This is a genomic window from Hymenobacter sp., assembly GCF_036387835.1.
Lineage (GTDB): Bacteria > Bacteroidota > Bacteroidia > Cytophagales > Hymenobacteraceae > Hymenobacter.
Genome location: NZ_DASVSY010000050.1, coordinates 40,290 through 61,899, shown reverse-complemented (window position 1 = coordinate 61,899; position 21,610 = coordinate 40,290). Strand labels below are relative to the sequence as shown.

The 21,610-nt window shown below is 56.7% G+C and carries 18 protein-coding genes; 10 read left to right on the top strand and 8 right to left on the bottom strand.

Annotated elements, in window-relative coordinates; translation table 11 throughout:
• The first annotated feature begins 237 nt into the window (after positions 1-237).
• Positions 238-1,281 carry a fasciclin domain-containing protein gene (locus tag VF639_RS10100; protein ID WP_331145777.1) on the top strand — a complete coding sequence of 348 codons (1,044 nt, stop codon included), beginning with the start codon at positions 238-240 and terminating at the stop codon, positions 1,279-1,281.
• A gap of 237 nt (positions 1,282-1,518) precedes the next feature.
• Here the strand turns inward: VF639_RS10100 and VF639_RS10095 are convergent, their stop codons facing one another.
• On the bottom strand, positions 1,519-3,357 hold the full coding sequence (locus VF639_RS10095; protein WP_331145776.1) for a glycosyltransferase: 1,839 nt from the start codon (positions 3,355-3,357) through the stop codon (positions 1,519-1,521).
• 185 nt (positions 3,358-3,542) lie between these two features.
• Positions 3,543-5,360 carry an alpha-amylase family glycosyl hydrolase gene (locus tag VF639_RS10090; RefSeq protein WP_331145775.1) on the bottom strand — a complete coding sequence of 606 codons (1,818 nt, stop codon included), beginning with the start codon at positions 5,358-5,360 and terminating at the stop codon, positions 3,543-3,545.
• A gap of 285 nt (positions 5,361-5,645) precedes the next feature.
• Between VF639_RS10090 and VF639_RS10085 the strand changes: the two genes are divergently transcribed.
• A complete protein-coding gene (locus VF639_RS10085; RefSeq protein ID WP_331145774.1) occupies positions 5,646-6,317 on the top strand; it encodes a hypothetical protein in 672 nt (223 codons plus the stop codon).
• A 207-nt stretch (positions 6,318-6,524) separates the two neighbouring features.
• Here VF639_RS10085 and VF639_RS10080 read toward each other — a convergent pair whose 3' ends face one another.
• Positions 6,525-7,289: a DUF421 domain-containing protein gene (locus VF639_RS10080; RefSeq protein ID WP_331145773.1), complete on the bottom strand. Its 765-nt coding sequence runs from the start codon at positions 7,287-7,289 to the stop codon at positions 6,525-6,527.
• Positions 7,290-7,503: 214 nt separating this feature from the next.
• A complete protein-coding gene (locus VF639_RS10075) occupies positions 7,504-8,193 on the bottom strand; it encodes a DUF421 domain-containing protein (RefSeq protein WP_331145772.1) in 690 nt (229 codons plus the stop codon).
• A gap of 208 nt (positions 8,194-8,401) precedes the next feature.
• On the opposite strand from VF639_RS10075, the gene VF639_RS10070 reads away from it, so the two are divergent.
• Entirely contained in the window at positions 8,402-8,803 is a 402-nt protein-coding gene (locus tag VF639_RS10070; protein ID WP_331145771.1) for a DUF6960 family protein, read from the top strand.
• Between the two features lie 270 nt (positions 8,804-9,073).
• On the opposite strand, the gene VF639_RS10065 is transcribed toward VF639_RS10070, so the two are convergent.
• Complete coding sequence (locus VF639_RS10065; RefSeq protein ID WP_331145770.1) at positions 9,074-10,414, bottom strand: YfcC family protein; 1,341 nt, start codon at positions 10,412-10,414, stop codon at positions 9,074-9,076.
• A gap of 139 nt (positions 10,415-10,553) precedes the next feature.
• Here VF639_RS10065 and VF639_RS10060 point away from each other — a divergent pair, with 139 nt between their 5' ends.
• The 5 genes from VF639_RS10060 to VF639_RS10040 all read left to right on the top strand — a co-directional run bounded on the left by VF639_RS10060 (position 10,554) and on the right by VF639_RS10040 (position 17,168).
• Positions 10,554-10,796: a hypothetical protein gene (locus VF639_RS10060; protein ID WP_331145769.1), complete on the top strand. Its 243-nt coding sequence runs from the start codon at positions 10,554-10,556 to the stop codon at positions 10,794-10,796.
• A 126-nt stretch (positions 10,797-10,922) separates the two neighbouring features.
• Positions 10,923-12,464, top strand: a complete 1,542-nt coding sequence (locus tag VF639_RS10055; RefSeq protein WP_331145768.1) for a glycosyltransferase family 39 protein — start codon at positions 10,923-10,925, stop codon at positions 12,462-12,464.
• 198 nt (positions 12,465-12,662) lie between these two features.
• The gene (locus VF639_RS10050) at positions 12,663-13,094 is read left to right on the top strand and encodes an EamA family transporter (RefSeq protein ID WP_331145767.1); all 432 of its coding nucleotides are present in this window, start codon (positions 12,663-12,665) and stop codon (positions 13,092-13,094) included.
• A 1,004-nt stretch (positions 13,095-14,098) separates the two neighbouring features.
• Positions 14,099-15,571, top strand: coding sequence for a M48 family metallopeptidase (locus VF639_RS10045; protein WP_331145766.1), 1,473 nt, complete (start codon positions 14,099-14,101; stop codon positions 15,569-15,571).
• Between the two features lie 28 nt (positions 15,572-15,599).
• Complete coding sequence (locus tag VF639_RS10040) at positions 15,600-17,168, top strand: DUF6770 family protein (protein WP_331145765.1); 1,569 nt, start codon at positions 15,600-15,602, stop codon at positions 17,166-17,168.
• Positions 17,169-17,225: 57 nt separating this feature from the next.
• Here VF639_RS10040 and VF639_RS10035 read toward each other — a convergent pair whose 3' ends face one another.
• On the bottom strand, positions 17,226-17,699 hold the full coding sequence (locus VF639_RS10035; protein WP_331145764.1) for a GNAT family N-acetyltransferase: 474 nt from the start codon (positions 17,697-17,699) through the stop codon (positions 17,226-17,228).
• Positions 17,700-17,825: 126 nt separating this feature from the next.
• Between VF639_RS10035 and VF639_RS10030 the strand changes: the two genes are divergently transcribed.
• Both VF639_RS10030 and VF639_RS10025 read left to right on the top strand, forming a co-directional pair.
• Positions 17,826-18,806 (top strand): aldo/keto reductase, encoded by a 981-nt coding sequence (locus VF639_RS10030; RefSeq protein WP_331145763.1) that lies wholly within the window; start codon positions 17,826-17,828, stop codon positions 18,804-18,806.
• Between the two features lie 121 nt (positions 18,807-18,927).
• The gene (locus VF639_RS10025) at positions 18,928-19,467 is read left to right on the top strand and encodes a DUF4136 domain-containing protein (protein ID WP_331145762.1); all 540 of its coding nucleotides are present in this window, start codon (positions 18,928-18,930) and stop codon (positions 19,465-19,467) included.
• Positions 19,468-19,784: 317 nt separating this feature from the next.
• Here the strand turns inward: VF639_RS10025 and VF639_RS10020 are convergent, their stop codons facing one another.
• Both VF639_RS10020 and VF639_RS10015 read right to left on the bottom strand, forming a co-directional pair.
• On the bottom strand, positions 19,785-20,990 hold the full coding sequence (locus tag VF639_RS10020) for a Gfo/Idh/MocA family protein (protein WP_331145761.1): 1,206 nt from the start codon (positions 20,988-20,990) through the stop codon (positions 19,785-19,787).
• Positions 20,991-21,233: 243 nt separating this feature from the next.
• Positions 21,234-21,605, bottom strand: a complete 372-nt coding sequence (locus VF639_RS10015) for a hypothetical protein (RefSeq protein ID WP_331145760.1) — start codon at positions 21,603-21,605, stop codon at positions 21,234-21,236.
• Positions 21,606-21,610 lie beyond the last annotated feature (5 nt).

The following is a 21,610-nucleotide window of genomic DNA, read 5'->3' as shown; positions in this document are numbered from 1 at the left end:
GTCGACTAAGGCAGCTACCAAGGCTAAATGGGTTAGGCTTCGCTATGTATCCGACAAGATATAGCAAGCAGTACTGGTAGAAGGTACACGGCCTCCACAGAGTGGCAGTTCTTGTTAAAATTAAATTAAAAATACTATAAAGACAAAATTATGTAAAGCCGAGCGCAAACATCTGAAGAGGGATATTTATTGTGTAGTCGAGTTTTGTTTAATTTTTTGATCTAAAAACCTACACAAATGAAAGCAACTTCCAATTTTCACTCCTTCCAGTTTCTGCGGGTGTTCTGGCTACTCCTGGTTGGTGTCACGTTTAGCTTGAGTGTTACTTCTTGCAGCGACGATGATGATACACCAACAGGGGGGACGCAGCAAAATATTGTACAGGTTGCACAAGGCAATGCTGACTTCAGCATCTTGGTGGCCGCCGTAACGAAGGCCGATTTGGCAACGACGCTGAGCAGTCCGGGGCCTTTCACGGTGTTTGCCCCCAACAACGCCGCATTTGCCAAACTAGCCGGTGGACCACTAGACGCTTTCAGCACAGCCGCTAAAATCAATGCCGTAACGGATGCCAATCAGATTGCGGCGCTACGCAACGTATTGCTCTACCACGTGGTGGGGGCCAACGTGCGAGCCGCCGACATTGCCACCGGTGCCAGCACGGCTCTTACCGCTAAGCCAGCCGGCACTAGCGGCGTCAACGACAACACCCTTTATCTAACCAAGACGGGCACTACGGTATCCCTCAACGGAGGCACGCGGGTCGTAACAGCCGACATTGCGGCCAGCAACGGTACTATTCACGCCATCGACAATGTATTGCTGCCACCTAGCCAGACGATAGCGGCCATTGTAAGAGCCAGCGCCTCCGCCAATCCGGCGCAGTTCACGCTGCTGCTGGAGGCTTTGTCGCGGCCTGCTGCTTCGGCTTTGCTGGCGACGGCCTCCGCCAATGCGTCCAACATTACGGTGTTTGCTCCTACTGATGCAGCCTTCCGGGCAGCTCTGATGGCGCTTGGCTTGCAAAGCCTGAGTCAGGTACCCGATGCCACGTTGGTTTCCATTCTACAGAAGCACATTGTTGGCAGTGGCCGGGTATTTTCGTCGGATCTGGCGCCTGGCAATGTGGCTACTCTCAATGGTAACATCACCGTGGCGGCGGTAGCTAATGGTGTCACTGTACGCGGCGGCAGTGGTACGGCGGCCAATATTGCGACAGCCAATGTGCTAGCCACCAACGGCGTCGTGCACGTCATCGACCAGGTGCTGCAGCTGCCATAAGCCTCGGCAAGCCTTGAGAATTAAACATAAAAGCCCGGCTGTCTGTACAGCCGGGCTTTTATGTTTATCATGAAGTAAGCTGTGCGGAAAGGACACCCTAGGCTACTTGCCTGGCGGAGGCTTCGCGCTACAGCCTCCGCCAGGCAAGTAGCCTAGGGCGCGTTTCTGTACTTGTCAGTCGGTTTCCGCCAAACATTTCCCGACGAATTTAAGTAAGAACAAGCTTGCTGTTAACTCTTACTGCCGTTCCAGGGCCAGGGTATAAGCGCGGTCGTAGTAGATGCGCAGGTTTTTCCAGTCGAAGATTTCGGCGTTGCTTTCCACGTTGTTGCGCTGCATGATCCGCTCGCGGCGGGTGAGGAGCACGAAGTTCCAGAGCATCTGTGTCAGCTCTTCGGCCGATTCATCGAAGCTTTTTTCCTGGCGTTGTACCACGTAAATGCCCTTGTCTTCGTGGGCAGCCACGTTTTGCATCACGTAGTCGCCGAAGCCGGAAAGGTCGGAGGTGATGGCGGGCACGCCGCGGGCCACGCATTCGAGGGGGGTGTAGCCCCACGGCTCGTAGTAGCTCGGGAACACGCCGAGGTGGCAGCCCCGCACAAACTGGCCGTATTCCATGCCAAATAAGGGCGAAGTAGGCGACACGAAATCAGGGTGATACACAATCTTCACCCGGTCGTGCTGGTGGTTGATGAGGCCCGCCTGGCGCACGAAGTTGAGGATGTCGTCTTTCTGGTCGTCGATGAGGTTGTGGGTGATGACCGAGGGCAAATTGTTGGTTTTCCAGCTTTGCAGGGTGCGGCGGTAGCGCAGCTTCCAGTAGTCGTCCACCATATCGCTCAGGTCGGGAAGACGATGGTCGGTGGAGGCGGCGGCGGCGTAGAAGAGCCGTTCGCCCACTTGCCGCTCAATAGCCTCGCAGGTTTCCTGCACCTCGTCGAGAATGGCTCGGTTTTGCAGAATCAAGGGGTTGATGCTAGTGAAGGGGCGCTTGGTGATAAAGAACATCACTACGTTGCCTTCCAAGCCACTTTGCTGGAGCCGGTAGTTGAGCCGGGCCAGCGCCTCCAGCGTCAGGTCGAAGCCTTTGTTGTGGTATTCGTAGCGGCCGCTCGTGAACAGGTACAGCGTCTTGTCGAGGTCAAACGAGTAGCTCTGGAAGAAGTGGGCCATCACGAATTCGTGAATCTTGGCCTTGTACTGCTGGTGTAGGTTCTGAAACTCGTGCCCGGCCACGAACCGCTCGATGTTAAGCCCGTTCGGCAGCACGGCGTCCGGAATCCGATCCAACAGATAAATACACTCGCGCACCGTCAGCTCACTCACCGTCGTGAAGACGTGCGCCCCGTGGGCGGCGGCGCGCTCCATGGTTACGGCCGTCTCGATGTTGAAGTGCCGGGCTTCGGGTAGCCAGTCCACTTGCATGAGGTGGTCGTAGAAATTGGGGTCGTTCATGGCCAGATAGCGGCCGAGCAGCGTGGCGTGGGTGGTAAACACGATGTGCACCGGCGTCTGGTCGCGGCGCAGACCGGGAATGGCCACGCCGGTCATCCACTCGTGGAAGTGCGCGATGATGCGCTTTGGCGGCACCACTTCGGCGGCGAGCACTTGCAGAAATATCTTCGCCAAGTGCCCGAACGCCTCTACCTGGTGCAGTAGGTCGTCGTGGTCGGGGGTGGGAATGCGGTGATGGTCCCAAAGGTCGTACTTGATCTGGCCGAGCTGCGGATAGGCCTGAAACGGGTTGATGAGTACGGTGCGGGGTCGGCCCGTTACCAGCCAGACGCCCAGGCACACGTCGTAGCCCATTTGGCGCATACGGCGCACGGCCTCGGCAAACGGGTCGGAGAGGGTGTTAAGCTGGTAATCGTCGTAGGCCTCAAACTCGCCCTGCGCCTGCTGCGAGAAGTAAGGACCGAGTAAACAGTATCGGTCGTCCCAGCCTTGCATAGTGGCGGGTACCTTGCTTCGAATAACCGTGTAAATGCCCCCCACCTGATTGCAAACTTCCCAGGCTACTTCAACTAGTAACGCATCGGGAGCAATAGGGGTGGGCGCGGAAGGAGGGACTTGCATACGGTGGGCGCTTGAGTGGAAGGCGGCAAGATAGGTTTCTTGCGGAGTTTAGCTAGTGTTGCTCTACCGTGTACCCGATAACAGGGTTTCGTGGGGAATAAAATAACGGTGGACGAAGCAACGAGTTTGGCCCGCAAAGATGTAGCGCGGAAGCCACAGGAAATCTGTTCCGCGCTACAGTCACCTTACCCCGGCTCCTGCGAAATAATCAGCACCGAATACGGCGCCAGCCCAAACGTGCCGTGGAAAGGCTGGTCGTCGTAGATGCCTTCTTCGGCGTGTGTGTCCAGGCTTTCGAAGTTGCCGAATTCGGAGTCGTAGCCTTTCCAATCAGAGTTGAAGCGCACGCGCCAGTTGCCGCCCCGGGGTAGCCCGATGGTGTACCCCTCGTGGGTGCGGTTGGCGAAGTTGGCCAGCACGATGGTGGTGTCGCCGGGGCCGCTGTGGTCGCGGCGGATAAAGGCCAGCGTCTTGTCGTCGTTGTTGACGTGGTGAACTTCGGTGTGCTGGCCCAACAGGCCGCGGGTGTGGCCCGCCAGGTTGCGGCGCAGCGCAATCAGGTCGCGGTAGAGGTGCACCAGGCCAGCGTGCCACTCGGCGTGTTCCCATTGCAGAGGCAGGTCGTCGGAGAAGAAACCATCGGCCAGCATTTCCTGGCCCTGAAACAGCATCGGAATGCCGGGCGTCGTAAAGACCAAGGCCGCGCCCAGGGTGGCCTTCTTCTTGGAAAACCAGTGATGCGCGTCGCCGGGCATAATTTCCTCGGCCACCCGCTGCTTGCCGTTGGCTACCTCGTCGTGGCTTTCGGTGTAGATAACGCGCTGAAAGGCGTCGCCGTTGTACACACTCGTGATGGTATCGGCTACGGCCTGCACGTTGCGCTCGGCATCGTCGGGAGCCACCAGCGCATCGCGCACGATGTTGACGAAAGCGGCATCCCATTGGCTGGAAAAGCCCTGACCGCCGTCTTCGGGGCGGCGCGTGATGTACTCGTTACCTTGCAAATCCTCCCCGATCATGATTTTCCAGGGCATGTGCTGGTGCACTTCCTCGTTGATCCATTTCATGAGGCTCCAGCCCTCGGGCAAGTCGCGAGAAGGGTCGGAGGCGCCATCCACGTTGCGGATGTGAGAGATGGAGTCGCAGCGCAGGCCATCAACGCGGTAGTCTTCCAGCCACATCAGGGCGTTGTCGCGAATGTAGGCGCGCACGGCGTCGCGGCCGTAGTCGGGGCGGTTGTGGCCCCAGGGCGTTACGGCGCGCCAGTCGTTGTAGAAGTAGATGCCGCCGCCGTCGTTTTCCTGCCAGCCATCGAACTGCCACAAATCCAGGTCGCCCGGACCAAAGTGATTGTACACCACATCCAGAATAACAACAAGGCCGTGGCGGTGGGCCTGCTTCACCAACTCCTTGAAAGCCTGTGGCCCGCCGTAGTCCGTTTCGAGGGCGAAGGGGTGCGACGGGTTATAACCCCAGCTTCGGCCGCCCGGAAACTCGGTGGGCGGCATGATTTCGATGGCATTGACGCCTAGCTCGCGCAGGTAGCCGAGCTTCTCTATTACGTCGAGGAAAGTACCGGGCTGCTCGTGATTGGGTGCGTGGAAGGTGCCGACGTGCAGCTCATAAATCACCAGCTCGTTCCAGGCCGGCATCTCGAAATGGTCGTCTTCCCAATCAAAGCTATGGTCGGGCACAATGGAATTACCAGCCGAGTGCGTGACTTCGCGGGCGTAGGGGTCGTTGCGGGTTAGCTCGCCGGTTGGCGTGTCGAGCCAGAACTTATACTCGGCGCCAACTTCCACATCGGGAAAGTCGGCGGCCCAATAGCCATCAGTTTCGGCGGCGAGAGAGTGAGTGGTGTGGTCCCAGTCGTTGAAGGGGCCAACTACCGACACCGCCGTAGCGGCGGGTGCCCAAACGCGAAAAGTAGTGCCGTTGGTATGTGGCAAAGCACCCATGCCGGTTTGCAGCACGGGGGCGGAAGAAGGAACAGTGTCAAGCATGGAAATAGAAGAAAATCAACACGAAAGGCTGACGGTTGAGTCTTCTACTGTTAAGGTTATGTTTTTGTTGGGCTTGGCACTATAATATGTTGATAATGGTCTATATACAGTTCAAGAAAGAGTGTACTGCTGTCAGGCGCACCAAGTAGTGTAGTGAAGTCGTTGATAAAAGGCCAGTTGCAACGGTAGCTTTAGAAGCTACTAGCTACGAACGCACACTATCGGATTCGCTTTCAGGTAGCAAAACAGAGTTGCAGAAGCAAGAAAATATGCTGTGTTTCCGATATGAATAACCCGTCTGCTACCGGCCGTATCATCTTATATCACAAGCGCCGCGTCCGGATAGAGCGCGCCAAAGGGTTCAGCCACTTAGTACCAGCAGCAGTGTTGCTTAGCAGCTTATTGGACGTAGTGAGCGGACGAGAGCCTTTTACGGTGTTGGTAGGCTTGGAAATTTTGGTGGGCGTCTCCTACGTGCTGCTTTTGCTGCGGGAGATGCGGCACCTGCGCCACCATCCCGACCAACACCCGCAAGTGGCGTGGCTAGAGCTGGCAGCGGCAGGTATTCTGGCGCTGGAAGGCTACCATATCTGGCACCGCCACCACGAAAAGGAATTGCTAACTGGCGAGCACAAATTTCACGTGCTGCCGTGGCTGTACGCAGGATTGGCCGTTTGGTATGTGGCCATGGCTTTTGGCATCGGACGAATCTATGAGCGCCGCCACCTGCACCTGCACGCCGAAGGATTCAGTGGCCGGCTGCACCCGTTTGGGCGGCGCTTCGCCTACACTTGGCCCGAAGTGGACCGCCTAGAGCCGAGCGAGCCTGCCGATGTGATAGTGCACTACCGCAACGGGCAACAGCAGCGCCTCTCCTTTGCAAACGTACAGAATGGCCCGGCCATGCGTGACCAATTGCTAGCACATAGCAATATGAATTCAAGCAAAACGAGCTGAAACAGAACGTGGCTGACCTCAACCCCCCTGCACCCCTGTACCACCCGCTTAAACAATTGACCCTCGATATGGGCTCGACTTAGGATGACGGCCAGCTTTGAAGCTTACGGGCCTTAGCATACTGTTTGGCTAGCTGGCTAATAACAAAACTGGCCGTCACTTTCGTGACGGCCAAGCTGTTGGTGTTGTGGTTGTTTGTCAGCCCCACTAATACAACACTGGTGCGGGCTGCGGGGCTACCGGTTCGGGCGGCGCTACCTGCTGCGACGTCTGCTGCTTGGCCGAGGTCTTCGTGACGGCCGGGCTCCATTTGGTGTTGTTGCAGCGCGGACACTGCTTGGTAGGCATCTGCGACGAGTGGGCAAGGTTGCCGCAGCAAGTACAGGCAAACGTATCGGGCACGCGCTGCTGCTGCTGAATGTAGTCCTGGTCCCAATCGGGGGCGAGGGTGAGGCCGGGTTGGGGCTCGTCTTGCTCGATAACTGTGAATGAGCCATTAGCTTCCATGTAGAGCCGCTTCACTTGCCCCAGGTTGTCGAGCTTGGACCCGCGCAGCTTGGCAAATACCCGTTCCTGCGGCAGCAAGCACTCTTTCATGGCATCAAGCTGCAGGCAGCCATCTTCCACTAGTATGCTTAAATCGGCCTGCGCAATGTGCTCGAAGCGGCTGCTGCGAAAAGTGGCACGGGCCAGCAAGCGCTGCCCTACTACAATAATAGCCGACGCTACCAGCGGCGCCAGTATGCCCCGGTCGGGGGCCAGCAGCGGGACGCCCCCGGCTGCGGCCAACGATACCAGGCCCGTCATTTCGGTGCGGTTGAGCTGGCTGCCCATGCGCTTGCCCATCAGGCGCATCGAAATCAGCAGGATGGCATAAATAATCGTGATTCGGAGGATGGCTTCCAGTAGAAAGCTCCAGGGTACATCGCCCAGTCCCATCCGCATTAAATCGAAAGGCTTGAATTCTGGCATGAGGTGAACTTGTGAAGTTGTGAAATGGTGATCTGGTGGGAGGGGAAGTGAGGGGACGGGGCGGTTCCTCGAATTGCCCGGAGGGCCCCGTGGTGCCGCTATTGTTGCTGCTGTCCATCGGATGTTGCGCAAGAGTAGTCGCGCAACGATGGTAGTGTCAGGGCGTTTGCAGTCATAGTACCACACCGCACTACTTTACCACCTCGACGCTTTTTTACTTCACGGCGTTGGTCCACTGGTCGTGGCCGCAGTTGGGGCACTGTTTGCCGGAGTGAATCTGCGCTTTGTCGGGCTGGCCGCAGTAGAGGCAGACTTTTTGGTGGTCGACTGGCTGGAGGGTCTGGTTCAGCTTGTGGTCTTTGACGGGCAGCACGCTTAGCCCCGCTATTGGGGCGTCGTTTTTAAAGACGCTAAACGACCCGTTGCCTTCCAGGTATAGCCGCTTTACTTCCCCAAGCTGCTTGATATTACGGTCACGCAGTTGGGCAAACACCTCGTTGTGCGATATAGAATCGTCGCGCATGTGGTTAATTTGCATCACGCCATCCTTAACCAGAACCGTGACGTCGCCTTGGACGGCTAGTTCCACGCTGCGCTTTTTGAGCGACAGCCAGCTGAGGCCGCGCTGGTAAATCAGCACGCAAATCAGCAGTAGCGCGCCGGGCAGCAGGCCCCGGTTTGGTATCTGCATAGGAACGGCCACAATACCTCCCAGCATAATCATCACGCCTAGCTCTGTGATGGTAAGCTGCGCGCTCATGCGTTTGCTGAGCAGGCGCATCACCACCAGAAAAATTAGGTAAATAATGATGGTGCGTACCACCACTTCCCAAGTGAATACGCCCGGAGTATCGCCAAACAAAATCCGGTGCCAGTCGCCCAAGTGGATATCCTCCTTTTTCATATAACTCGCTGTAGTACATTGAAATCTAGTATGACTAAACGCAGCCTGTGGAGCGGGCGTTGCGGTTATAGTAACCGAAAAGACTCCGTATAAACCCGGATTTCTATCAGGCGATGAGGGAGAAAGAACAAGGATTTGAGAGCCGTTGGAGCCTTTACCTTTGGGAAGTTGTTAGTTCATTGCTCATTCTTCATTCCTCAATAGAAAAGTGCCTCGTCCTAAACCTGTCATTTACGGCCTGTATTCCTGGACGCCTGATTACGGCTTCCGTTACATTCACCCCGCCAACCGCCGCACGTTTGAGTGGCTGGAGCCGGTGGGTAAACTGTTCGAGAAAATCGACGAAACCGAAGACTGGATTCTGCTTCGCTACGACGAGCAGCAGTTCAAAGTCAGCGGCGAATTGTTCAAAGAGCTCTACGACAAGCCCCGCTTCAGCTTCGGCGACCTAGTAGAAGAAGTGAGTCCCGCCCCCGGGCAACCAGCCCACGAGGGCTTGGTGTCGGACGTGTATTGGGACGATGCCACCCACACGGCCCGTTACCAGATAGTAGAGCGCAAGCGCAAGCTGAAGCGCATATTCGAGTCTGATGAGCTGCGGCTGAAGTGAGGGTAGGGGAGTAACTACTGTTCAGGCGGTTGCCTCACCCCCTAGCCCCCTCTCCAAGGGGAGAGGGGGAACTAGAATAGCTTTCTAGCTCTAAATATTCTTTATCGGTACCTCACTCAAAAATAGTACTAGTTTCTAGAGCTAGTCCCTCCTCTCCCCTTGGAGAGGGGCTAGGGGGTGAGGCCCCCACCAGAACGAAAAGCAACAGCAGCGCGAAAATTGTTCAGGCGGTACCAACGTCTTACGCAGTTACTCTGCTACTCCGTTACTCTACAGCCCCACGGCAATACCAATCATAATGGCCACGATGCCGAGCAGCACCAGCCCTAGGTAAAGCGGTAGCACAAACTTCCACCACTCATCGAACCGCACGCCACAGACCGACACAATGGCCATTAGGGCGCCGTTGGTAGGCGTGATTAGCTCGCAGAGGCCTGCGCCGTACTGATACGCCAGCACCGTAACCTGGCGCGAGAGGCCAATCAGGTCGGAGAGGGGCACCAGCAGCGGCATGGTGAGCACGGCCTGCCCGCTCACCGACGGCACTGGCAGGTGCAGTGCCGTGTGCAGCCCCATCATGCCCAGGGCCGACAGCATAACTGGCAACCCGGCCAGCGGCGCCGACAGGGTATTGACAATGGTATCGACGATTTGGCCTTGCTCGAGCACCACAAAAATGGCGCGGGCAAAGCCAATGAGGATGGCCGAAAACGCCATGTCGCGGCAGCCGGTAATGAAGCTTTCGGCGGTGCCAGTAAGACCTAAGCCGCCTACCAAACCGGCCACTACGCCTAGCGCGAAGAACAGGGCCGCCATTTGCTCGAAGTCCCAACCCAACTGCAGTACCCCGTAAGCGAAGAAAGCAAACGTAACCAGCAGCAAGGCCAGCACCAAGCCGTGCCGGCCGGCGCGAGTTGCTGCGGTTGCATCCTCATCTACTTCCGGGGCCACGCGGTGCCGCACGGCGTAGCGCACCGTACCGGCAATCCAGAACGCGACGGCCAGAGCTAAAAACATGAAACGAAAGCCCCCACCCGACAGCAGCGGCAGCTGCGCCAGTTTCTGCGCCACGCCCACCTGAAACGGATTGAGCGGGCTAAACGCGGCGCCCACCGCCGCCGAGCCTAGGCTAACGGCCGCTGCCGTAATGGCCGGGTACCCAATGCGACGCATAAGCACCAGCAGCACCGGAATCAGCGGGATAATTTCTTCCTGCATATTTTCCAGCGCCCCCATGGTGGCGAAGAGCACCGAAATAATAGGAATAACAATGGCCTCGCGCCCCCGAAACCGTGCCAGCAGCCAATCGACGCCGTGGCGCAAAGCCCCAGTATGGTCTACCACGGTGAAAGCGCCGCCCGCCAGAAACACCAGAAAAATAACCGAACCAGCATCAAACAACCCTTTCGGAATATCAACCAGGGCTTGCCAGAGGCTGACGGGCGAAGCAGGCACCCGATGGTAGGAGCCCGCCACCACTACGTCGCGCCCGGTGGCTGCGTCGGGGCGGCGCTCAAACACGCCTGCCGGCAGCACATAGCTCAGCAGGCAGGCCAGCAGAATAAACCCCACCAACAAAACCAGCGGGTGCGGAAAGCGAATCGTCTTCATGTGGTGACTTGGTGATTTGGCGGGTTGGGCGTTCTGACCGCGCAATATGCGCATGTAGAGCCAGCAAAACGGCGAATTCATCAACTTACTAAGTCACTACATCACCTCCTGCGTATCTTCGGGTTTTCTTTTTTACCTCATGAATCTGCTCGTCTTCAAAAAGCTCCCCATGGGCCAGCAGGCTGACCTGCTGCGGCGGCACGGCCATTTTTTGGCCGAGCGACGGGAAGACAGCTTCAAGTTGAGTTTGTATGCGCTAGGTGATTTTTATGCCGAGGAGTGGCGCGTCCAAGACGAAGATCCTATTCTCTTCATCCACCTTTTCCAGCATTCTGGCGGGCTGAGCGAGTACCTGGCGAAGATCCGGCTGCCGGAAGTGTGAAGAGCGGACGCCAGATCAAGCATAAAGGCAACAGAGGGCTTTAAAGGTGCCGCGTTAGTTTATCGTGTTCTGACGGTGCGCATAAAGGCCGGGCCTTGCATATCCACGAACAGCTATATTGACGGCATGAAACCGTCGCGCCTTCTACCTCTGCTGCTAGCCCTGATCAAGTTTGTGTTGAGCTACCTGCTGGCTAGTCGCGCTTATGAGCTGCACCGCGACGAGTACCTGTACCTCAACTACGGGCGGCATTTGGCCTGGGGCTACCTGGAAGTGCCGCCGCTTACGGCGCTGCAAAGCTGGCTCACGCTGGCCCTGGGTGGCGGTTGGGGCTGGGTGAAGTTTTGGCCGATTCTGTGGGGCAGTGTCACGGTGTATTTGGTGGCGCGGCTGGCGCAGCACGTGGGCGGTGGCTGGTTTGCGGTGGCCCTGGCGGGCATTGGCTATCTGGCGTCGGCGTATGCGCGGCTCAACTTCTTGTTTCAGCCCAACTCGTTTGAGGTGCTGGCTTTCACGGCCGCTTCCTACGCGCTGGTGCGCCACGCCCAAACCGGCCGCCCCCGCTACCTATATGGGCTAGGGGTGATACTCGGGCTGAGTATGCTCAACAAGTACACTACCTTTTTTTATGTCGGCGCGCTAGTGGCGGGCTTACTGCTTACGCCGCAGCGTCAGCTTTTTCGAAGCTCCCACTTGTGGGGCGCGGCCGGACTAGCGCTGCTGCTGTGGCTGCCTAACCTGGTGTGGCAGCTGGCGCACGGCATCCCGTTTCGCCACCACATGGCCCTGCTCCACGACACGCAGCTGGTAAACGTATCGGTGGCAGATTTCTGGAAAGACCAGCTGCTGATGTGTTTTCCGGCGTTGTGGGTATGGCTGGCAGGGTTGCTGGCCTTGCTGTTCTACCGGCCGTTTCGGGCGTACCGGGCGGTGGGCATAATTTACCTGGCAGGCTTACTGCTTCTGACGGTGCTGCACGGCAAAAGCTACTACGGTTTGGGCTACTATCCAATGCTGCTCTCGTTTGGGGCAGTGTGGATGGAGCGGCAGCTGGCGGGTGTGCGGTTCGCGGCGGTGCTGCGCCCGGTGCTGCTAGTCTTGCCGGTGCTCGTGCTGTTGCCGGTGCTCCCGTTCGTGTTCACGCTTTACCCGCCTGCCCATATGCAGCGCATAGGCCCTACCTACCGCGACTTAGGCGTACTGCGTTGGGAAGACGGCCAAAACCACCCTTTGCCGCAGGACTACGCCGACATGGTGGGCTGGCAGGAGCTAGCCGACAAAACCTGGCAAGCCTACCAAGCCTTGCCCGCCGCCGCCCGCGCCCACACCCTTATCAAGTGCGACAACTACGGCCAGGCCGGCGCCATCAACTACTACAACCGCAACCGGCCGCTGCCCTTGGCCAACAGCTTTAATGGCAGCTACCTGTTCTGGTTTCCGCCCCGGCCGGCGCAGGCGTTTCGCTACTTGCTGCTGGTAGGCGAGGGAGAGCCCGCGAAGCTGGTGCCGCATTTCCGCCAGTTTCGGAAAGTAGGAGAAATCACCAACCCCTACGCCCGCGAGAAAGGCACCGCCATCTTCCTCGGCACCGACCCTGATTCCGCTATTCTGAATTTAGCTTACCGGGAGCATCAGGCCGAGCTGGCCGCCTGGGAAGGACAGAAATAATAATTATAAGGCAAGCGTTAACACGGATTAGTGTCTGGTTGTCGTTGTGGTGGCGCCATAGCAAGTTCGTGGAAGTTAGCTGCGTGCTAAGGCCAATAACTTTGCCTGGGGCGCCCCGTAACTCACTCCGCATGCCGGAGTGTTGTACACTCGGCTTCATTTTCATTGTTACCACCGAATAGTGCCCAAGTAAGCCGTATGTGGATAGTCTTTTCTTTGCTGGCCGCCTTATCGGCTGCTGTGGTCGTCACGCTTTCCAAGGCGGGTATCAAAAACGTAGATTCGAGTTTGGCCTTCGCCATTCAATCGGTGCTGATTGTACTGGTGGCCTGGAGCGTAGTGGCCTATCAGGGCAACCTGCCCAAGGTAGCAGCCATTGACGGCCATAGCTGGGCGTTTCTGATTGTAGCCGGCGTGATTACCTGCGTCTCGTCGCTGCTGTCGTTTCGGGCGCTTTCACTCGGCAACGCCTCGCGCGTGTCGCCCCTCGACAAGGTGTCGTTGGTGTTTGCTATTGTGCTGGCCGCGGTGTTTTTGAAAGAGAAAGTGAGCTGGCAGGTGATGCTCGGCGCAGGCCTGATGGTGGTGGGGGCGGTGGTTATTGCTATGGCCAAGCCCACCGGCGAATAGACGAGCAGCAAGCAATGCGCCGGCTACTAGCAGGCACTAATGATGTATAGTTTCCTGCTGATTATTTGAAACTTAGGGAGTGCGAAGGAGCTCATTCCTCCATGCATGTAATTATGTAGGTAGTTGACGGCGGGATAACAAAGTTGAACTATACGTACTGCTTTGAGTTTCTCGTTTTCGCCTGCTCTTCCTAATACGTGCTCCGTCGCTTTTATTTGTTTGCGTCGCCCTTGCTCCTGACGCTTCTGTTGCTGGCAGGAGCAAGCGGCAGAGCCAACGCCCAAAGCCCCGTACTCGCGAAACTGCGCACACTGCTGCTGCAAAGCTCACCCGGTAGCAGTTGAGTGTTGCTACTCCGCAAAATCAGCGACCAGTATTGGTCGCTATCTATACGCAGCTGCTGGCCCGTGGCAGCGGTTACCGCCACGGCGGAGAGCGAAACCCTCATCACCACTAAGAGCCTAGCCGAATAGGCAGTAAAAAAGGACGGTCATGCGGAGCCGCCGGAAGCAAGGTTAGGGCAACGAAGCGGCAGAGAGGCATCGATCAGCTCCGCAGGACGGCCTAGGTGGATAGGCGCTAAGCCGATAGGAGAAGGTACTGGCTGGGCCTCTCGCTTAGCCACGATATTGTGGGTAAGGGCCACGGCGGTATGCTCACCATATTATCTTAAGGAAGGAGAGGGCGCTACATCTACCAATTCACTGCCACAAAGTGAGTTAGAAGATTAAAACTTGCTAGGCTAGTGGCTATGCTAAGTGACAATAATAGTAATAAGCAAATAGCATGGGAAAACATAGCAGACCCAATGTCAGTACAGTTCTAACTTCGTTGGTCAAATTATATACAGCATAATCCTGTAAAGACCACGTAACACTTTAGCGGGAAAAATATAATAGTAAAAATATATATTCCAATTAATTTGAATTATACCAATAATATGCCTTAGTTTTGGATTTCTATATAATTATACTTTGCCCGGAATTAAGCCGGATTCCATTATTATGCTCCGATACTTTTTTGGTTGGCTGCTACTCTGTGTCAGCACTAGGGCAGCCGTAGCGCAAGACGCGCCCTACTTTCCATTTTATTCGCCTGATACCACCCAAGTATACCAACTGGCGGTGGCCCAACGCAATGCCGTGCGAACTCACTTTGCCGCACCCAAGACGGGCAACGGCGAGTACCGGGACCACTACAAGCGCATTGTGTTGGAGGCTTCATCGGAAGTATACAATTCCATACGCTACTCGGCTTTGCTCGACCCGGTGCTGAATAATTTTGTGCAGCGAGTGTTTCAGCAAGTGGTGAAGGCCAATCCGCAGCTGTCCAACACCCAACTGATACTCGCCAAAAATCCGGAGCCCAATGCTCGGGCCGTTGGCAACGGCACTATTATTTTGAATGTGGGCTTGCTGCCAACGCTCGAAAATGAAAGTCAATTGGCTTTTATTCTATGTCATGAGCTGGCCCATGTGCAGTGCCGGCATATGGAAGCGTCTATTGCCGAGCGCCTCACTGTATTGCACAGCCGGGAGCTGAAGCGGGAAGTGCGCCGCATTGTGCAGGCCGAGTACAACATCAACTCCAAGATGAAAGCGTTGGTGATGGGCCTTTCCCTGGATAACACCTACCACCAGCGCAAACACGAGCGGCAGGCAGACTCCTTGGGCTACGTGCTGCTGAAGCGCACTTCCTACGACGCTCCCCAAGCTCACCGCGCCCTTCAGTTGCTCGACCAAATAGACGAGCCAGCGTCTAAAGACCAACTGGAAATGGCTCGCTACTTCAAGTGCGCCAGCTTCCCGAAAACCTTCGAAACTGCTCCGGCCAAGCCGCAGTCCATTTTTGCAGTGAAAGCGCCCGAGAAAAGCGTATTGCAAACCACCGACACACTCAAGTCGCACCCTGATTGTGTGAAGCGCATGCGCTACATCCGGGAACTGGCGCAGGGGCAAGTGGCCGAGGGGACGCAAGTGGTAACCCCGGAGTTTGCCCGCCTGCGCGCCATGAGCCGGCTGGAAGTGGTGCAAAGCTGGTTTGATACCGACTGCTACGACCATGCGCTTTTCGATGCGCTGCTGCTGTTGCGAGAAGAGCCGCAAAACGCCTATCTCCGTTCGGTGGTGCAGCTGAGTTTGTATGAGTTGCGCGAGCACCTGGTTACGCACCGCTTCACGGAAGTAGTATCCAACGTGGCAACGCACAATCCGGAGAATTTCAACCAACTGCTCAATACGCTCTATAACCTCCACAGCACCGACTTCAAAGGCCTGAGCACCTGTTTCGAGCAATTAACAGCGCCACCTTCCGCTGCCGACGAATACGCATTGGCGGCCCGCTATGCGGCAGCGGTCCTGGCCGAAAATCCCACCCAAACCGCCGCTTTACGGCAGCAGTACCTCGCACAGTACAAGAGCGGAAAATTCTCGGCGCTGCTTTTTCCAACTCCTGTTTCCAACGTCAAACGCAAGTAAGCTCACCTAATCCAACAATTCTACTTCTATGTTTCAATTTAAACGCACGCTGCTGACGGCCGTGCTCACCCTCTCGGCTGTGGCCGCGTCCTATGCCCAAACCCAGACCCTGGAGGGCGTTAAGCGAGTGCCTCGCTCCAGTATATCTCCTATTTATGCCGGCAATGAGGTAAAGGGCTATCTGATGTATAGCGAGGCTGATAAAGCCGACCGCAAAAACGACAATTACCACCTCGACTTCTACGACCAGGACCTGAACAAGGTATCGACCGTGGTCATTCAGAAGCCAGCGGGCAAGTATTTCCTGCTCGATAACGCCTTCAACGGCTCCACCTTTGCACTCTATTTCTACAATCACAAAGAGAAAACAATGGAAATAGAAACCTATGATACCAATCTTAAAAAGCTGGCGTCGAAGGTAGTGGGCGAAGTAAACAGGCAGCAGCTGATAGCCATCGACTTTCAGATGCGTAGTGAAGGTGGGGAAGGCAGAATGCCGTTTGGAGGGCTCGAACTGCGCCCGGTAGCCGACAAAGGCTTTGCGCGTGTCAACGTTGATGGCAAGCACTACGAGCTGGAGATGTACGATAACAACCTGCAACTAAAATGGCGGCAGAAGACGGACCCTAAATCCAAGTATCTCGAAACCCTTATCATCTCGGAAAGCACAAATAAATACATGATTGGCACTGTGCTGCGCAAGAGTGGGGCAATGTCGCAGAAGCTTGATTCCTACATGGTGGCCTTCGACCTGGCTACGGGTAAGAAAGTGCTCGACCAAGCCGTAGAATCCAGTAAATCCGAGCAACTTTCGCTGAGCTCCTTCACGTATGACGCTTCTAACCACGAATTTGTGGCCGTAGGCGAATACTATAAGCCCGAAGACAAGCCCTTCGTCAACAAAAGCCAGGGCTTCTATATCAAGCGCTTTGGGGAGGACGGCAAACTGGTGGGCATCAAGCCCTACAACTGGCAGAAAGAAGTGAAAGGCCTCATGCCCGCCGAAGCCCGGCAAGGCATGGAAGATGGCTTCATGAACTTTACGCACTCCATCCTGAAGGGCGCCAACGGCAACACGTACGTGGTGAGCGAGCAGTATAAAATTGCCGGTAAAGGCCTCGACGTCGCTATGTCGTTGATGGGCGCGGGTGGCGGTGGCTCTAAAGGGGTTATCGGCAACATGGTAGTGTTCGTGCTCGACCCGGCCTACAAGCTGACCGATGTCAAGTGCTACACCAAGGATGTTTCGAAAGTGATATTGCCGGGTGGCGCGGGCTTCGCGGGCGCGGGCCTCTTAGGGCAGTATATCAAGGCAATTGGCGGTTTCGACTACCAGTTTATGCAGCGCAGTGATGCCAACTCCCTCTTCAACGTGGTATATATCAACTACGACAAAGAGAAGGGCGAAGCGACCAAGAAGATAGTTGGTAACATTGCCTTCGGCGAAAACGGTAAGTTCGCAGTCGACAAAATTGATGGCACTAGCACAGCTACTAACTCGTTCGTGTACCCGGCCAAACCAGGTTACGTGATGATGGTAGATTATCTGAAAAAGCAGAAGCAACTCGGGATGAAGCTCGTAAAGCTGAATATCTGATTCTCCTTCCTAGCGTTTATTAATACAAAAGGCCCGACGTTAGTCGGGCCTTTTGCTTTAGAGCCGCACCATATGAATGTGCGGAATGCCGTCTTCCAGGTAGCCTTCCCCGTGCTGTTGAAATCCGAAGCTCTCGTAGAATTCCTTTAGGTAGAGTTGTGCTCCAATCTGGATGGGCTGCTCCCCAAACAGCTCGGCTACGGCTGCAATAGACTGGCGCAGCAATTCCCGGCCCAAGCCATAGCGGCGGAATTTAAGGTTTACAACGACCCGCCCAATGCTGGCCTCGGGGTAAACAACACCGGCGCCGAAGAGGCGGGAATAGGCGGCTAGCTCGCCGCTTTCGGAGTGGCCGAGTAAGTGGTGGGCTGTTTGGTCCTGGCCGTCCATGTCCTGAAAGGCGCAGGTTTGCTCGACCACGAATACCTCGGAGCGCAGTTGAAGCACGGCATAGAGTTCGGGGAGGGTGAGGGCGTTGAAGGGCTTGGTGGTCCAGGTGAGGGTCATGAGCGAAAAGTAGGCGAAATGCAAAGATGGATGCTGAATACGGGAACGTCTGCACGAGTTGCCGCATAACTGCTACAGCGTTGGCGGCAGGTCCTGCGTATAAAGCCTACACAACCTTGGCCACTTGGCGGGCCTTCAACCACACACCGCATGGACTACATCCGCTTGGGAGGCACCGGCCTTGAAGTTTCTAAAATATGTTTGGGCTGCATGACCTACGGCACGCCCACCGACCGTTGGCCGTGGGCCCTGAACGAGGAGCAAAGCCGCCCCTTCATTCAGCAAGCCTTGGAGTTGGGCATCAACTTCTTCGATACCGCCGATGTGTATTCGAATGGCGCCAGCGAAGAAGTAGTGGGCCGCGCCCTGCGCGACTTTGCGAAGCGCGACGAGATTGTGCTGGCCACCAAAGTATACAACCCCATGGGCCCCGGTCCTAATCAGCGAGGCCTCTCGCGCAAGCACATTATGAGCGCCATTGATGCCAGCCTCCAGCGCCTCGGCACCGACTACGTAGACCTCTACCAAATCCATCGGTGGGACTACAACACGCCCATCGAGGAAACGCTGGAAGCCCTGCACGACGTGGTAAAGGCTGGTAAGGCCCGCTACATCGGGGCCTCCTCGATGTTTGCCTGGCAGTTCGCCCAAGCCTTATACCTGGCCGACCAGCACAACTGGACGCGCTTCGTGAGCATGCAACCGCACTACAACCTGGTGTACCGCGAAGAGGAGCGCGAAATGCTGCCGCTGTGCCAGGACCAGAACATCGGCGTGATTCCCTGGTCGCCGCTGGCGCGGGGGCTGCTGACGGGTGGGCGCAGCAAGGAACGTAACGAAACCGAGCGCGCCAAAACCGACGCTTTCGGCAAGAGCCTCTACAGCCGCGACGACGATTTTGCAGTGGCTGACCGCGTGACAGAAATAGCTAAGGAGCGCGGCTTGCCCAACGCGCAAGTGGCGCTGGCCTGGATGCTGGCCAAGCCCGTCATTACGGCGCCCATCGTAGGGGCTAGCAAGCCCGGTCACTTAGAGGATGCCGTGGCGGCGGTAGGAGTGAGGCTCTCGGGCCAGGAAATCAAGCGGCTAGAGGAGTTGTACCAGCCGCATCCGGTGTTGGGCTTCTCATAATGCCGCTCCATCGAGCTACGTGAGATGTAGCGCGGAAGCCACAGGATTTGCGCGCTACCTGCCCTTACAGCCTATATGCCACCCGGCATTAGTAATCCATTCACATCAGTTTTTACCACCTATGAAAACCTTTCTTTTGCTGCTTCTGCTGGCTTTTACAGCTTGCTCCCCGGTGCGCGTGAAGTCAACCACTCAAACTCCGGGCGTTAACTTCACAACCTACAAAACCTATAACTTCATGGACGTAACGGCGCGCAACGAAGCCGCTTTTCAGGGCCCCACTACCAGCATTGAAGCGTTGAAAAGCGCCGTGAGCCGGGAACTGGAGCGCCGCGGCTACCAACGCTCCGACTCTCCGGATCTGCTGGTCAACATCGGGGTCGTGACCCAAGAAAAAACACAGACTCGGCAAACGACTATCTATGATGCTCCCCTCTATATCGGACAGCGCCGGTACCGTTGGCAGAGCCAGGAAGTGCCCGTAGGTACCTACGCCGAAGGCACCGCCACCGTCGATGTGGTGGATGCGGCCCGCAACGAGCGTATCTGGCAGGGCGTGGCCGCCAGCACCCTCTCCAAAGACCCGGAAAAGTTAACTTCCCGCATCAACGAGGGCATCACCGAGATGTTCGAGAAGTACCCGGTAACACCGCGGCAGTAGTCCGGAAAGCGGCGAAGTTGATACTTGTATTGACCATCCTGTTCTACCTCGTGTCCGCGTGCCAAAGTATCCTGCCCACCCGGTTGTAGAGACGCGACACTTCGCGTCTCGTCATTGAACGGCTGGTAAGGGACAACCTTGGCTAAACAACGTCAGCAACGACGAGACGCGAACCGAAGGTCGGCATAGCCAAGTGTCGCGTCTCTACATCGTTTCATACCAGCAACGCCAGTACGGCCGATAAGGCAAAACGGGCTGTTAGCTAAAGCCAGATGCTTCACGCCGCTTGAGGCGCGGGATGTTGGTAGGACAGACGGCTATTGCTTGAGTTTGGGGCTTACCTTGTCGAGCACGGCTACTACGTCTTTGGTAGAGACTTTCTGACCGGTTTGGGCGGCGCGGTAAATGGCTTCGATAATCTGCATGTCGCGGAGGCCCATTTCGCCGGGTACGCGGGTGGGCTTGTTGTTGAGGATGCAGTCGGCGAAGTCGTCCATCTGGCGGGCTTGTTGGGGCACGTTTTCGATGTTCATGGGGCCTTGGCTGGTACGGCCATCGAGGCCGCCGTAGCCGTAGGCGGGCTGCAATTCCATCCAGCCTTTGGTGGCGTCGGCACGGAGCAGGCTGTTCATGTTTTCGGCGTAGCTGGTGCGGCAGTCGGCCACGGCCCCGTCGGCAAACTGCATCTGCCAGTTGATGCTGGACTCCACTTCCTTGAAAAGCTCCGGGTCGGTTTTGGGCCCGAACTTGGCCGTGACGGACACCGGCAGTTCGCCTTTGGTGTACACGATGCCTTGCACGCAGTAGATGCCCATGTCCATGAGCGGCCCGCCGCCGGCTAGCTCTTTATCAAGCCGCCACGACTTGTTGCTTGCGTGATACCCATTGTCGGCTTTCATGGTCTTGATGGGGCCATACACTTTCTGCTGGCCCAGGCGCATCATTTCCTGGTTGTGGGGCTCGAAGTGCAGGCGGTACCCAATGCTGAATTTCTTGCCGGCCTTCTGCATGGCCGTTATCATGCGCCGACAGTCGGCGACGGAAGTGGCCATGGGCTTCTCGCAGATAACGTGCTTGCCCGCCCGCGCCGCCCGCTCGACATACTCGGCGTGCAAACCTACCGGCAACACGATATAGATAATGTCGATGGCGGGGTTGTCGGCAATCCGGTCGAAGGTTTTGTAGTCGTAGATATTCTGGTCGGGAATCTGGTACTGCTGCTTCCACTTGGCGGCCTTGGTTGGCGTCCCCGTCACGATGCCGGCGAGCTTGCAAAGCTTGGTTTGCTGCAAAGCCGGCGCCAGCTGCCCCGCGCTATACCCGCCCAACCCGACTAGCGCCACGCCTAGCTGCTTGCCGGCCTGCAAAGCCTCCAGGCTGGCCGGGCCGTAGCTGGCATCCTCTAGCCACGACAACGACCCGCCCAAAGCCGAGCTACCGACCAGCGTGGCCCCCAGGCCCAACGATAACGTGCGCATGAATTCGCGGCGGGAGGCAGAAGAAAAAGAATCAAAGTTTTTCATAGCAGTAGGTTGATGGTTGAAAGTATAGCGCGGAAATCTGTTCCGCAACGAGCAACGCGAGTTCTTGCGCGTATAGGCCGCACGGCGCAGAACCGGATACTCGCCTGCGGCTCGACGCGGAACGGATTTCCGCGCTACACGCAGTTAGACTTACCTCATTCAGCGAATGATGGTTACGCAGCAGGCCCCGGCAGTATCATAAACTACCGGGGCCTGCTTTGTTGTTTAACGCAACCAAGATGATTAGTGGGGCCTACTCGTGTCGCTTAAGCCATTCACTACGATAGGCAAAGCGCCTAGCAACAGCACTATCCTGCGGTCAGCCCAAGGAATGCCAGGAACCCAGCTGCTGGTTGCCAGGAACAGCGGCGCACCCATCAGCCCAATCTTGACGTGGGCGCGAAAATTAATCAGTGGAACCGGGCCGGGCGGCGGAAAATAAGTGATGGCCGCCGTGGTGCCTTCCAGCAGCCCATTGGCCACCACGAGCAAAGCTGCTTTCCGGTTGCGGGGCCACATCCAGGCGGCTAAACCCATGATGGCCGGAAAAGCCAGCAAATCGAAGTAAGCATGCGCCTGCGCTGAAATAGGCTTGGGCAAGCGCTTCGTCAGCAAACCAA